Source organism: Agromyces italicus DSM 16388 (assembly GCF_000421545.1).
Classification (GTDB): domain Bacteria; phylum Actinomycetota; class Actinomycetes; order Actinomycetales; family Microbacteriaceae; genus Agromyces; species Agromyces italicus.
Window position 1 is genome coordinate 260,523 of the sequence record NZ_ATXF01000005.1, and the last position, 13,803, is coordinate 274,325.

Genomic DNA, 13,803 nt, shown 5'->3' on the forward strand with positions numbered 1-13,803 from the left:
CGAGGCATCCGCGAGGTGGACTATCAGACATGAGCAGCAACGCGACCTCGACCCCCTCTGCCGTCACCGTCGGCATCGCCGGCCTGAGCATCGACGACGTCGTCGCCGTGGCCCGCCACGGGGCATCCGTCGTGCTCGACCCGACCGCCCTCGACGGCGTCGCCGCGAGCCGCGCGATCATCGACGCGCTCGCCGCCGACCCGCACCCCCACTACGGCATCTCGACCGGATTCGGCGCCCTCGCGACGACCTTCATCGCCGACGACCGCCGCGCGCAGCTGCAGGCGAGTCTCGTGCGCTCGCACGCCGCCGGCTCGGGCGCGGAGGTCGAGCGCGAGGTCGTCCGCGCGCTCATGCTGCTGCGCCTCTCAACCCTCATGACCGGCCGCACCGGCGTGCGCCGCGAGACCGCCGAGACCTACGCGGCGATCCTCAACGCCGGCATCACCCCCGTCGTGCGCGAGTACGGCTCGCTCGGCTGCTCGGGCGACCTCGCACCCCTCGCGCACTGCGCACTCGTCGCGATGGGCGAGGGCGAGGTGCGGGTCTCGACGGGCTCGGCCGGCGAGGGCGACCTCGTGGATGCCTCGTCGGCGCTCTCGTCCGCGGGCATCGCGCCGCTCCAGCTCGGCGAGAAGGAGGGCCTCGCCCTCATCAACGGCACCGACGGCATGCTCGGCATGCTCGCCCTCGCGATCGACGATCTGCGGCTGCTGCTCACCACCGCCGACATCTCGGCGGCGATGAGCATCGAGGGCCTCATGGGCACCGACGCGGTGTTCGCCGCCGACCTGCACGAGCTGCGCCCGCAGCGAGGGCAGGCCCACTCGGCCTCGAACCTGCGGCGGCTCCTCGCCGAGTCGCCCATCGTGCACTCGCACAAGGGCCCCGAGGACGGCCGCGTGCAAGACGCCTACTCGCTGCGGTGCGCCCCTCAGGTCCACGGTGCGGCCCGCGACACCCTGGCCCACGCGATCTCGGTCGCCGAGGCCGAGCTCGCGAGTGCGATCGACAACCCAGTGCTCACGAAGGACGGCCGGGTCGAGTCGAACGGCAACTTCCACGGTGCCCCCGTCGCGTACGTGCTCGACTTCCTCGCGATCGCTGTGGCCGACGTCGCCTCGATGAGCGAACGGCGCACCGACCGCTTCCTCGACCGGGCGCGCAACCAGGGGCTCCCGCCGTTCCTCGCCCACGAGGTCGGCGTCGACTCGGGCCTCATGATCGCGCAGTACACGGCGGCGGGCATCGTCTCGGAGCTCAAGCGCCTCGCCGTGCCGGCCTCGGTCGACTCGATCCCCTCCTCGGCGATGCAGGAGGACCACGTGTCGATGGGCTGGGCCGCCGCCCGCAAGCTGCGTCGCGCCGTCGACGGGCTCGCCCGCGTGCTCGCGATCGAGGTGATGACGGCCGCCCGCGGCCTCTCGCTGCGGGCGCCGCTCGAGCCCGGCGCAGCGACCGGCGCGGTCGTCGCGCTCACCGAGTCGGTCGGGGCCGGCCCCGGCCCCGACCGCTTCCTCTCGCCCGAGATCGAGGCGATCACCGCCGCAGTGCGGTCGGGCGAGGTCGCCGCACGCGCAACCGCGCCGCTCGGCGCACTCGACTGAGCCCCGTGCCCCCGGGTTTCGGCGGCGATCACCGCGGATCGAGGGATCCCCCCGCGTAGCGACCGCACCGTTCCGGTCGTCGTCCCCGGCTCGCCTGCGACCCCCTCGGGCTCCCCCGAAGAGGGCACGGTCACGACCCATCGAGATGTTGTGCCCCGCACAGACGGATGCAAGACTGAGGTACGTCGGCCCGAAAGCCCGGCAACCCGAACGGAAACCAATGCCGCACCGATTCAGTCTCATCGCGAAAGATCCTCTCCGAGCGCGTCGCGCCCGGCCGAGCGGAACTGCGGTGGCGGCCACCGCGATCGCGGTGCTGATCGGTCTGAGCGTGGTCCCTCCCGCCATCGCTGAAGAGACGGCCCCGGTCGAGGCGACCGACACCGCGACGACCGAAGCCGCGCCGACCGATCCTGCCGCGAGCGATCCTGCCGCGAGCGATCCTGCCGCGAGCGCGGAGACGCCGGCCGAAGAGCCCGTGGAGACGCCGGCCGAAGAGCCCACGCCGAGCGAAGAGCCCCCGCCGACCGAAGAACCGACGCCGACGCCGACCGAAGAACCGACGCCGACACCGACGCCCGAGCCGACCCCCACGCCGACCCCCACGCCGACACCGACCCCCACGCCGACACCGACGCCCGAGCCGACGCCGACGCCCGAGCCGACCCCCACGCCGACCCCCACGCCGGGCACCCAGCAGCCCGCCCCGCAACCGGTCACGGCTCCGAGGGCACCGGTGGTGCTCGTCGGCGACGGTCCGTTCGCCCGGATCTCGACCCCGACCGACTCGAACGTCGGTCCCCTGCTCCAGGCGCGAGCGCGACTCGACCGTGCGATTGCCGCGCTGCGCGATGCAGAGGCCGAGCTCGAGGCACTGACCTCGACCCGCGAGGTCGCGCGGGGCATCGCGGAGCGCCTGCAGTCGCTCGCCGACGACGCCCGCCATGACGCCGACGTGGCCGCAGCGGGCTATCTCGCCGCGTCGAAGGGCGGCAACGCCTCCCTCAACTCCATGGGTGCCGCGATCGGCTCCGGGCGCGACCTGCTCGCCGGGCTCGGTGGGGTTGCGCGAATCACCGATATCGCCGGCGACGCCGACCAGTTGCTCGAGATCACCGCGAAGCGCGACGCCGAGGCCGATGCGGCCGAGGCGCGCGCCGATGAAGCATGGGCGGCCGTCGACGAGATCGACGTCGATGGCGCACAGGAGAAGGTCGCAGATGCCGAGCGCGCCGTGGGCAAGGCCCGCTCCGCCCTCTCCGGGTTGAAGACGCGCGTGGCGTCGACGAGCGTCGCCTTCCTCGACACCCTTCCGCAGGACTCGGGGCAGCTGAGCGACCAGGGCTGGTCGACGCCCGTCGAGAACAGCGATCTCACCGACGGCTTCGGCCCGCGGCCCAACAAGCCGCTGCCCGGAGTCAATGACTTCCACCGCGGCACCGACCTCGCCGCGGGCTGCCGCGCGCCGGTGTTCGCCGCGACCGGCGGCACCGTCGTCGAGGCCCGCCCGAGCGGATCGTACGGCAACTGGATCCTCATCGATCACGGCTCGGGCGTCTCGACCGGGTACGCCCACCTCATCGACGGCGGCATCCTCGTCGCCCCCGGCGAGCAGGTCGCTGCCGGAGAGCTCATCGGAGCGGTCGGATCGACCGGCGCCTCCACCGGCTGCCACCTGCACTACGAAGTCCGGATCGACGGCTCCGCGATCGACGCGATCCCGTTCATGGCGGCGCGCGGCATCGCGCTCGGCTGACGCTCCTCGGGCGTCACCACGACGACGCTCGCGGAGGGGTGACGCGCTCGCTCGGTCCCGCACGTGCCTCGACGCCGAAGCGGGGGCGTCTTCTGCCATGATTCGATGACCGGCTCGCGCAGGCCTGCGCTGCGCGGTTCCCGTATTGAGAGGCTGCCCGTGATCGAGTCCACCACCACCCCTCTCCGCGTTCGACCTCGGGTCTGGATCGGGCTCGCGATCTGGCTCGGGTACGCGATCGTCGTCTTCATCGTCCAGCAGCTGAGCGGGATACCGTACACCCGCTTGGGCGACGACGGCGGCACGCTCTTCCTCGGCGCCGGCGTCTCGCTCGTCGTCGGCGCCGTCCTGCTCGCGATCACCGCGAGCCTGCTCGGGTGGTGGCATCCGGCCCTGTTCGACCGCAAGCGCAGCGCATCTTGGCCCATCTTCGTGCCCGCCATCATGGCGGTCGCGCTCGTGATCAACATCGCCAGCACCGACTGGGGTTCGTACGACATCGGCTTCTTCGCCGCGTCGATCGTGCTGCTGCTCGTGGGCTTCACCGAGGAGATGGCGACTCGCGGCCTGCTGCTCGTCGGTCTTCGCAGCCGACTCGGCGAGGGTTGGGTGTGGTTCATCACCTCGGCCCTGTTCGGCCTGATGCACCTCGCGAACGCGTTCACCGGCCAGGATCTCCTCCTGACCCTGCAGCAGGTCGGCATGGCCTTCCTCGGCGGAACCGTGTTCTACATCCTGCGTCGCACGACGGGCACGCTGATCTGGGCGATGGTGCTGCACGCCCTGTGGGACTTCTCGACCTTCGCTGTGGGCCACGGCACCCCCGGACCGCTCGCCGTTCTCGCGGGCACCGTGAATCTCATCGCCGGCGTGATCGGCCTCGCGGTCGTCTGGTTCGTCATCCGCGGCGCCGACGAGCGCCTCGGGTCGACGCGTCTCACGACGGCGGTCGCGTGACCCCCGCGGGGCAGGGCCGGTCGCCGTGGCGACGGTTCTGGGAGGAGGGCGGCTGGTGGCGCTCCCTTCTGCTCGTCGTCGGGTACTTCGCCGTGTATCAGGGCGTTCCGCTCCTGTTCGCACCGTTGTTCCCGTCTGACGAGATCGAACCTGCAGCGATGGTGTGGGTCTTCACCGTGATCCCGGTCGCGTTCGGCGGCCTCGTGCTCGTCGTGCTCGCCTGGTCGCTCGGCCGGCTGCGCGAGCTGTTCGGCCCGCAGCCGATCCGCGGCCGCGGCTGGATGTGGATCGCGGTCGTAGCCGTGCTGCTCTTCAACGTGCTGCGCTTCGCGACCGTCGACTACGCCGCTGCGGGTGCAGGGCTCGTCGTGGCGTGGCTCGTCGCGGGGCTGTTCATCGGGTTCGCCGAAGAGACCCTGACGCGCGGGTTCGTCGTGAACCTCATGCGCAGGGGCGGCTACCGCGAGATCACCGTCGCCCTCGTCTCCGCAGCACTGTTCGCCGCGCTGCACTCGAGCAACCTGCTGTCGGGTCAGCCGCCGCTCGCGACCGCCTTCCAGCTCGTCTACACGTTCGCGTTCGGCATCTGCATGTACCTCGCCCTCCGCGTCACGGGCAACCTGATCTGGCCGATTCTGCTCCATGCGACGACCGACCCGTCGATCTTCCTGCAGACTGCGTATCCGGCCGACGGCCCGCTCACGGCCTTCGCCGCCCAGGGCAACATCGTGGTCATTCTCGCTGGCCTCGTGCTGCTGATCTTCATCCGCGGCAAGGTCGCGCAGCAGCAGGCCGGCTCGGGACTGCCCGGCACCGCGGTTCCGGGCGTGTAGTCGGGTCAGGCCGCCGCGAGCGCCTCCGTCGGCGAGAGGCGCGAGGCCCGGATCGCGGGGTAGAGCCGAGACCACGCCGACGACGGCCGGGCGGAAGGCTCCTCGTGACGGTCCGCCTCCCCGGAGAGCCCTACGGGTCATCCCACCCGTGATCGCCGAGCCGTCGCGGCGCGACCGGGCTGTCCCACGCCGAACAGCGGCGGCCCGCGCGAACCGCATTCTCGGCAGCCACCGGCAAGAGCCCCACGACGATCTCGTTCACGCTGTGCCAGTTGCGCCTCACGATGAGGCGCAACTGGCACAGGGTGATTGGGACGCCCTCCCTTGGACAGCGGCGAGGGTGCCGCCTCACGACCGCCCTCCACCCGATTCGGGAATCGGCTTGGCGTCACCCTGACGCTCCGCCGACGCCGGCTGCCGGCGCGTCTGGAATCCCAGACGCCCGACACGCGGCATCCGTTGTCGCGGTGCCGCAGGTGCGCGACCATCGAACCATGACCGACGCAACGACCACCCCGCGCACCGTCCGCGCCCCCCGCGGCACCGAGCTCACCGCGAAGAGCTGGCAGACCGAGGCGCCGCTGCGCATGCTCATGAACAACCTCGACCCCGAGGTCGCCGAGCACCCCGAAGACCTCGTGGTCTACGGCGGCACAGGCAAGGCCGCCCGCAACTGGGAGGCGTTCGACGCCATCACGAAGACGCTCGAGCGCCTCGAGGCCGACGAGACCCTGCTCGTGCAGTCGGGCAAGCCCGTGGGCGTCTTCCGCACCAACGTGTGGGCGCCGCGCGTGCTCATCGCCAACTCGAACCTCGTCGGCGACTGGGCGACGTGGCCCGAATTCCGCCGGCTCGAGGCGGAGGGCCTCACGATGTACGGCCAGATGACCGCCGGCTCGTGGATCTACATCGGCTCGCAGGGCATCCTTCAGGGCACCTACGAGACCTTCGCCGCGGTGGGCCGCAAGCTCATCGCCGAGGGCCGAGGCAGCGCGCTCGGCGGCAGCGCGCTCGGAGGCAGCGCGACGGCGGCCGGCCGGCGCGACGGCGAGGGCCCGCTCGCCGGAACCCTCACCCTCACCGGCGGCTGCGGCGGCATGGGCGGCGCGCAGCCGCTCGCCGTCACGCTCAACGACGGCGCCTGCCTCATCGTCGATGTCGACGAGTCGCGGCTCCGCCGCCGCGTCGGCAAGCGCTACCTCGACGAGATCGAGACCGACCTCGACACCGCGATCGCGAAGGTGCTGAAGGCCAAGGAGGAGCGCCGCGGCTGGTCGGTGGGCTACGTGGGCAACGCCGCCGAGGTGTTCCCCGAGATCCTGCGCCGCCACCGCGCGGGCGAGTTGACGGTCGACGTCGTCACCGACCAGACGAGCGCGCACGACCCGCTCGCCTACCTGCCCGAGGGTGTCTCCGTCGCCGACTGGAAGCAGGCCGCCGCCGACGACCCCGAGGGCTTCACGGCCCGGGCGCAGCAGTCGATGGCGCATCACGTTCAGGCCATGGTCGAGTTCCAGGACTCCGGCGCCGAGGTGTTCGACTACGGCAACTCGATCCGCGACGAGGCGCGCAAGGGCGGCTACGAACGCGCGTTCGAGTTCCCCGGCTTCGTGCCGGCGTACATCCGCCCGCTCTTCTGCGAGGGCCTCGGGCCGTTCCGCTGGGTCGCCCTCTCGGGCGACCCGGAAGACATCCGCGTCACCGACGAGGCGATCAAGGAGCTCTTCCCCGAGAAGACGCACCTGCACAAGTGGCTCGACGCCGCCGCCGAGCGCGTCGAGTTCGAGGGCCTGCCCGCGCGCATCTGCTGGCTCGGCTACGGCGAGCGCCACAAGGCCGGTCTGCGCTTCAACGAACTCGTCGCCGAGGGCAAGCTGAGGGCGCCGATCGTGATCGGCCGCGACCACCTCGACTCGGGCAGCGTCGCGAGCCCCTACCGCGAGACCGAGGCCATGAAGGACGGCTCCGACGCGATAGCCGACTGGCCGCTGCTCAACGCCCTCACCGCCGCGTCGTCGGGCGCGACCTGGGTGTCGATCCACCACGGCGGAGGCGTCGGTATCGGCCGCTCGATCCACGCGGGCCAGGTGTCGGTCGCCGACGGCACCGAGCTCGCCGCGGCCAAGCTCACGGCGCTGCTCACGAACGACCCGGGCATGGGCGTGATCCGGCATGTCGACGCGGGCTACGAGCGGGCGATCGAGGTGGCGCGCGAGCGCGGCGTCGACGTGCCGATGCTCGAAGGCTGAGCGCGCTCCCACCCCCGCGTGCTCTCGCCGAGTGGGCGATCCTGGCGCATCGCCCCGCGATCTCGCCGCAAGGATCGCCCACTCGACTGAGAGACTCGACACCGCACAACGATCGAAAGGCGACACGGATGCCTCGGGCCACCCTCATCACCAACATCGGCGAGCTCGTCACGAACGACGAGCAGGCCGGCCGCGAGGGCGGCCCGCTCGGCATCATCCGCGACGCCGCCGTCCTGTTCGACGACGGCCTCGTGACGTGGGTCGGCCCCGCGGCCGACGCGCCCGCGCAGACCGCCGGCGTCGAACTCCTCGACGCCGGCGGCCGTGCGGTCATCCCGGGATTCGTCGACAGCCACACCCACCTGGTGTTCGGCGGCGACCGCGCCGAGGAGTTCGCCGCGCGCATGGCGGGCGACCGCTACGAGGCGGGCGGCATCCGTTCGACCGTCGCCGCGACGCGTGCCGCGACCGACGACGAGCTGCGGGCGCGTCTCGCGGGCTTCGTCGCCGAACTGCACGCGCAGGGCACGACGACCTTCGAGATCAAGTCGGGCTACGGCCTGAGCGTCGCCGATGAGGAGCGCCTCGTGCGCCTCGCCCGGGAGGTGACCCAGGAGGTCACCTTCCTCGGCGCGCACGTGGTGCCGTTCGAGTTCCGCGAGGACCCGCGCTTCGACGGCGACCAGGCTGCGGCCGGCGACGCCTACGTCGACGTCGTGATCGGCGAGATGCTCGCCGCCTGCGCCCCGCACTCGCGCTGGGTCGACGCCTTCTGCGAGCGCGGGGCGTTCACCGCCGAGCAGTCGCGCCGGGTGCTCGAGGCGGGCGCCGCCGCCGGTCTCGGCGTGCGCGTGCACGGCAACCAGCTCGGCGAAGGCGAGGGCGTGCACCTCGCCGTCGAGCTCGGGGCCGCGTCGGTCGACCACTGCACCTTCCTGAGCGACGCGGACGTCTCGGCGCTCGCCTCGTCCGACACCGTCGCGACGCTGCTGCCCGGCGTCGAGTTCTCGACCCGCCAGCCCTACCCCGACGCGCGCCGGCTGATCGACGCGGGCGTGACCGTCGCACTCGCGAGCGACTGCAACCCGGGCTCGAGCTTCACGAGCTCGATGCCGTTCTGCATCGCGGTGGCCGTGCGCGACATGGGCATGACCCCGGCCGAGGCGCTGTGGGCGTCGACCGCGGGCGGGGCACTGGCGCTGCGTCGTGACGACGTCGGCTCGATCCGGCCGGGCCTGCGTGCCGACCTCGTCGAGCTCGACGCGCCGAGCCATCTGCACCTCGCCTACCGCCCGGGTGTGCCGCTCGTGCGGCGCGTCTGGGCCGCCGGCGCCCCGGTCGTCGGGCGACCAGCCGCAACCTGATGTCGCGCACATCGTCGTCACTGCGGCCGGTTGACGACGGTTCGTGCGACACCACGATCCGGCATGGCGTGCGGGCGCTCAGTGCTTGGGCGTGTCGACCCCGAGCAGTTCATCGGCGCCGTCTCGACGAGGTGTACGCTGCGGGCATGAGCGGATGGCGGCATCCGGAGACGACGGCATGCTGAGCGGCGAACTGGTCACCCTCGCACCGGTGCGCGAAGGCGAGCTCGACGCGTTCTGCGCGGCGCACGTCGAGATCCGCACCCGGGGCGCCTACTTCCCGCTCGGCGTCGTCTCGGAATCGGTGCTGCGCGCGCGGTTCGCCGAGAACGGGTTCTGGGAGCGCGAGGAGGGCACGCTGCTCATCCACGATCGTGGCGGGCGGATCGTCGGCCACATCGAGTTCTTCACGCCCGTGAACTACTGGGACGCCTTCGAGCTCTCGTACCAGCTGTACGGCGACGCCCACGCGGGCCACGGCTACACGACCGAGGCGGTGCAGCTGCTCGTCGACTACCTCTTCGCGTCCAAGAAGCAGCACCGCATCCAGCTCGTCATCGTGCCCGACAACGCCGCGAGCAGGCGCATCGCCGAGAAATGCGGGTTCACGCACGAGGGGCGGTTGCGCGGCGCCTTCTTCAACGCCGGGACGAACCACGACGTCGACCTGTTCGGGCTCGTCCGCACCGACCCGAGACCCTGGCATCGGGTCGGCCGCTGACCCGCGTCGCGTCAGTGCTTGGGCGTGTCGACCCTGATGAGTTCGCCGGCGCCCTCGACGAGCTCGACCCACGAGTCGACCGCGACCCGGCACTCGACGACGGCGCACGTCGGCAGCTCGACCCATTCGCCGGTGAGCTCGCCGACGGCGTCGCTCATGCCGGGATTGTGGCCGACGAGCATGGCGACCCCGAGCTCGTCGTCGAGGTCCGCTGCGACGGCGAGGATGCTCCGTTCCGAGGCCGCGTACAGCTTCCGCTCCTCCACGACGTGATGGTCGCCGATGCCGAGCGTCCGCGCCAGGAGCCGCGCCGTGCTGCGCGCGCGCACCGCGGTGCTCGTCACGATGCGGTCGGGTCGCACGCCCCGGTCCGCGAGCCGGTGGCCCATCGTCGGTGCGTCGCGCAGCCCGCGGTCGTTCAGCGGGCGATCGTGGTCGTCGAGCATCGGATCGCCCCAGTCCGACTTCGCGTGCCGCACGAGGTAGAGCGTCTTCACCCCTCCAGCGTGGCACCGTTCGAGGCGGGCCACAACGCGCGCGGCGCCGGTCAGCGCCCGGCGACGCTCAGCGCCCGGCGACGCCGGCGAGGAACTCGAGCACGCAGAGCGCGGTCAGCCGCACCGTCCGCCCGTCGGGCGAGTCTGCGGTCGCATCGACCTCGGTGAGGTCGGCGCTCACGACCCGGGCGTCCGAGCCCGCAGCCCGCACGAGCGCGCGGAGCTCCCAGGCGGCGAGTCCGCCCGGCATCGAGGCGGGGCATCCGGGCACCACCGCGCGGTCGCACGCGTCGACGTCGATGTCGAGGTGCACCGGGCCCCCTGCCGCGCCGGCGATCTCGAGCGCCTCGGCCATGACGTCGGCGGGGCGGCGCCCGTGCAGTTCGTCGCGGTGGATCACCGTGATGCCGAGCCCGGCAGCCCGTCGGGCGTAGTCGGCGGAGTTCGCGAAGTCGGCGATGCCGATCTGCACGATGCGGCGCGGGTCGAGCCCGGCCTCGACGAGGCGCCGCACCGGCGATCCGTTCGAGACGCCGTCGCGAAGGTCGTAGTGCGCGTCGATCGTGACGAGCCCGGCGCTGCCCAGCCGGTCGCCGAAGGCACCGAGCGCCGTCGCCACGGTCACGGAGTTGTCGCCGCCGAGCGCCATGACGGCGTCGGCGCGACCGAGCAGGCCGGCGACCGTCGCGCGCGTGCGCGCCTCGCCCTCGGGCCCGTCGGGTTCGACGACGTCGCCCGCGTCGACCACGAGCTGCTCGCCGAGGTCGACCGCATCGGCACGACCGACTCGGTCGGGCACGAGTGCAGGGCTGTAGCGGCGCAGTGCCTGCCGAACTGCCGCGGGGGTGGCGTGCGCGTTCGTCGGCGAGAGCGAGGTGCGCCAGGCGGGCACGCCGAGCAGCGCGAGGGCGGCGGATGCCTCGGGGGCGAGCGTTTCGGGCGACGGCCAGTCGCCCGTGCGGCGCCACAGCGGATCATGCGAGAGTGCGACATCGGCCATGCCCCCACGCTACGAGTCGCGCGCGCCGGTGCCCAGTCCTCCGCGCCGCCGGACGTCTGTGATCCCAGACTGGGGGCTGGCCCGGGCGGGCGGGCCCGAACGCGCCACGGGCCGCGCCGCTCCCGCACTTCTCAGGACGAGGTCGACCGCCGCGTCGTCCTGACGAGTGCGGTCTGAAGTCCCGGTGCCGTCCGTCCGGGCGCGTGCCGCGACATCCGATCGTCGTGTGCAGGATGAGCGAATCGGCATGCCCGCTCAGGTGTGTGCCGGCCCGCTCATCCTGCATCGGTCACGAGCCGGCGATCGGCGATGCCCCGGCCGCGGTGCTGAGCACGGCTACGAGGGCACGCTCGCGCCCGGGCTTCGAGTGCCCTCGAGGCCATCGCGGCAGCCGTCGTCGATGTGCGGGAGGGTGTTCGCCGAGCGCGGATCACCCCCACCGGGGCCGTGCCCGGAATAGTGTGGGGCGCATCGGAGTTCCTTCTTGCAGATACCCCACTGGGGTATTAACCTGAGGCCAAGAGACGCAGGAGGGTGGCGCAGATGAGCACCGGCAGGAACGAGACGCACACAGGGCACGACCACGCCGAGCACGGCGCCCACACAGGACACGCCGAGCACGGCACCCACGCCGAACACGACATGAGCTCCCACGCCGGACACGACATGAGCGCCCACACAGGACACGCCGAGCACGGCACCCACGCCGAACACGACATGAGCTCCCACGCCGGACACGACATGAGCGCCCACGACGCCCACGCCGGACATGACATGAGCTCGCACGCCGGGCACGGCGACCACGTCGGCCAGTTCCGCCGCCTGTTCTGGATCATGCTCGTCATCGCGATCCCGACGATCGCCTTCAGCCCGATGTTCGCGTCGATCCTCGGCTACACGTTGCCCGACAACGCGATCATCCCGTGGATCTCGCCGGTGCTCGGCACGGTCATGTACTTCTGGGGCGGCAAGCCGTTCCTCACGGGCGCCTGGTCGGAGCTCACGGCTCGCAAGCCCGGCATGATGCTGCTCATCGGCCTCGCGATCACCGTCGCGTACTTCGCCAGTCTGGGCGCGAGCCTCATGCTGCTCAGCCACCACCTCGACTTCTGGTGGGAGCTCGCGCTCCTCATCGTGATCATGCTCCTCGGCCACTGGATCGAGATGCGCTCGATCATGCAGGCCTCGAGCGCGCTCGATGCCCTCGCCGCGCTGCTCCCCGACGAGGCCGAGCGCGTGGTCGACGGCGGCGACGGCGCAGAGACCGGCAACGGGGCATCCGCCACCGAAACGGTCTCGCCGAGTGAGCTGCGCGTCGGCGACCTCGTGATCGTGCGCCCCGGAGGCCGTGTCCCCGCCGACGGCGAGGTCGTCGACGGCACCGCAGCGATGGACGAGTCGATGATCACGGGCGAGTCGGTCGCCGTGAGCCGCGGGCCGGGCGAGCCCGTCGTCGCCGGCACGGTCGCGACCGACACCGCGATCCGGGTTCGGGTCGGCGCGGTCGGCGACGACACGGCGCTCGCCGGCATCCAGCGGCTCGTCGCGAAGGCGCAGGCTTCGAGCTCGCGCGCGCAGCGTCTCGCCGACCGTGCGGCGGGCTGGCTCTTCTGGTTCGCGCTCGGCGCCGCGGTCATCACGGCGATCGCCTGGACGCTGCTCGGAAACCCCGACGACGCCGTCGTCCGCACGATCACCGTGCTCGTGATCGCCTGCCCCCACGCCCTCGGCCTCGCCATCCCGCTCGTCGTCTCGATCGCGACCGAGCGGGCGGCGAAGGGCGGCGTGCTCGTGACCGATCGCCTCGCGCTCGAGACGATGCGCACGGTCGGGGCGGTGCTGTTCGACAAGACGGGCACGCTCACGAAGGGTGAGCCGACGGTGACGGATGCCGCGGCGGCACCCGGCTTCGACCTCGACGCCGTGCTGGTCGACGCCGCCTCCGCCGAGATGGATTCGGAGCACCCCCTCGCGAACGCGATCGTCGCCGACGCGTTCCGCCGCGGTCTGGCCGTGTACGGCGCGACCGAGTTCGAGGCGTCGGCGGCGATCGGCGTGCGCGCGAACGTCGGCGGCCGCATCGTGCAGGTTGGCGGCCCCGGGCTGCTCGCCCGTGAGGGTCTCGACGTGCTCGAGGCATCCGCCCCGTGGGCCGAATCGGGCGCGACCGTGCTGCACGTCCTCATCGACGGCGAGGTCGCGGGAGCGATCGCCCTGGCCGACGAAGTGCGGCCCGAGTCGCGCGAAGCGGTCGAGGCGCTGCACGCGCTCGGCGTTCAGGTCGTGATGATCACGGGCGACGCCGAACCGGTCGCGCGCACCGTCGCAGCCTCGCTCGGCATCGACCGGGTCTACGCGGGGGTGCGCCCCGAAGACAAGGCCGCAAAGGTGCAGGAGTTGCAGGGCGAAGGCCTGAGCGTCGCGATGGTCGGCGACGGCGTGAACGACGCCCCGGCGCTCGCCCAGGCCGACGTCGGCATCGCGATCGGCGCCGGCACCGACGTGGCGATCGCCTCGGCCGGGGTGATCCTCGCATCGAGCGACCCGCGCTCGGTGATCTCGGTCATCGAACTCTCGCGGGCAAGCTACCGCAAGATGAGCCAGAACCTCTGGTGGGCGGCCGGCTACAACCTCGTCTCGGTGCCGCTCGCGGCGGGCATCCTCGCGCCGATCGGCTTCGTGCTGCCGATGTCGGTCGGGGCGATCCTGATGAGCCTCTCGACGGTCATCGTCGCGGCGAACGCGCAACTGCTGCGCCGGCTCGACCTCCGGCCCGAGGCATCCACCCGGGCGGTGCTCGAGCGCAGCCGCTGAGTCGC

10 protein-coding genes are annotated in these 13,803 nt (G+C 72.2%); 8 read left to right on the top strand and 2 right to left on the bottom strand.

The window, feature by feature from the left end; all coding sequences use genetic code 11:
- Window positions 1–29: 29 nt before the first annotated feature.
- The 7 genes from hutH to H516_RS0105530 all read left to right on the top strand — a co-directional run bounded on the left by hutH (window position 30) and on the right by H516_RS0105530 (window position 9,487).
- On the top strand, window positions 30–1,607 hold the full coding sequence (gene hutH / locus H516_RS0105500) for a histidine ammonia-lyase (RefSeq protein ID WP_022888718.1): 1,578 nt from the start codon (window positions 30–32) through the stop codon (window positions 1,605–1,607).
- 292 nt (window positions 1,608–1,899) lie between these two features.
- A complete protein-coding gene (locus tag H516_RS0105505) occupies window positions 1,900–3,363 on the top strand; it encodes a M23 family metallopeptidase (RefSeq protein WP_022888719.1) in 1,464 nt (487 codons plus the stop codon).
- A gap of 159 nt (window positions 3,364–3,522) precedes the next feature.
- Entirely contained in the window at window positions 3,523–4,320 is a 798-nt protein-coding gene (locus H516_RS18535) for a CPBP family intramembrane glutamic endopeptidase (protein ID WP_022888720.1), read from the top strand.
- Window positions 4,317–5,153, top strand: coding sequence for a CPBP family intramembrane glutamic endopeptidase (locus tag H516_RS18540; protein ID WP_022888721.1), 837 nt, complete (start codon window positions 4,317–4,319; stop codon window positions 5,151–5,153). The genes H516_RS18535 and H516_RS18540 overlap by 4 nt, the downstream gene beginning before the upstream one ends.
- A gap of 494 nt (window positions 5,154–5,647) precedes the next feature.
- Window positions 5,648–7,402 (top strand): urocanate hydratase, encoded by a 1,755-nt coding sequence (locus H516_RS0105520; RefSeq protein WP_022888722.1) that lies wholly within the window; start codon window positions 5,648–5,650, stop codon window positions 7,400–7,402.
- Between the two features lie 128 nt (window positions 7,403–7,530).
- Window positions 7,531–8,766 (top strand): imidazolonepropionase, encoded by a 1,236-nt coding sequence (gene hutI, locus H516_RS18545; protein WP_022888723.1) that lies wholly within the window; start codon window positions 7,531–7,533, stop codon window positions 8,764–8,766.
- A gap of 154 nt (window positions 8,767–8,920) precedes the next feature.
- Entirely contained in the window at window positions 8,921–9,487 is a 567-nt protein-coding gene (locus H516_RS0105530) for a GNAT family N-acetyltransferase (protein WP_022888724.1), read from the top strand.
- Window positions 9,488–9,498: 11 nt separating this feature from the next.
- On the opposite strand, the gene H516_RS0105535 is transcribed toward H516_RS0105530, so the two are convergent.
- Together H516_RS0105535 and H516_RS0105540 are read right to left on the bottom strand one after the other, a co-directional pair.
- On the bottom strand, window positions 9,499–9,984 hold the full coding sequence (locus H516_RS0105535; RefSeq protein WP_022888725.1) for a SixA phosphatase family protein: 486 nt from the start codon (window positions 9,982–9,984) through the stop codon (window positions 9,499–9,501).
- Between the two features lie 67 nt (window positions 9,985–10,051).
- Window positions 10,052–10,984: an arginase family protein gene (locus H516_RS0105540; RefSeq protein WP_022888726.1), complete on the bottom strand. Its 933-nt coding sequence runs from the start codon at window positions 10,982–10,984 to the stop codon at window positions 10,052–10,054.
- 543 nt (window positions 10,985–11,527) lie between these two features.
- Between H516_RS0105540 and H516_RS0105545 the strand changes: the two genes are divergently transcribed.
- Window positions 11,528–13,798 (top strand): copper-translocating P-type ATPase, encoded by a 2,271-nt coding sequence (locus tag H516_RS0105545; RefSeq protein WP_022888727.1) that lies wholly within the window; start codon window positions 11,528–11,530, stop codon window positions 13,796–13,798.
- Window positions 13,799–13,803 lie beyond the last annotated feature (5 nt).

Excerpts from the sequence above, each read along its gene's own strand:
- hutH (WP_022888718.1), top strand. The coding sequence starts at position 30 with ATGAGCAGCAACGCGACCTCGACCCCCTCTGCCGTCACCGTCGGCATC.
- H516_RS0105520 (WP_022888722.1), top strand. The coding sequence starts at position 5,648 with ATGACCGACGCAACGACCACCCCGCGCACCGTCCGCGCCCCCCGCGGC.
- hutI (WP_022888723.1), top strand. The coding sequence starts at position 7,531 with ATGCCTCGGGCCACCCTCATCACCAACATCGGCGAGCTCGTCACGAAC.
- H516_RS0105530 (WP_022888724.1), top strand. The coding sequence starts at position 8,921 with ATGGCGGCATCCGGAGACGACGGCATGCTGAGCGGCGAACTGGTCACC.
- H516_RS0105540 (WP_022888726.1), bottom strand. The coding sequence starts at position 10,984 with ATGGCCGATGTCGCACTCTCGCATGATCCGCTGTGGCGCCGCACGGGC.
- H516_RS0105545 (WP_022888727.1), top strand. The coding sequence starts at position 11,528 with ATGAGCACCGGCAGGAACGAGACGCACACAGGGCACGACCACGCCGAG.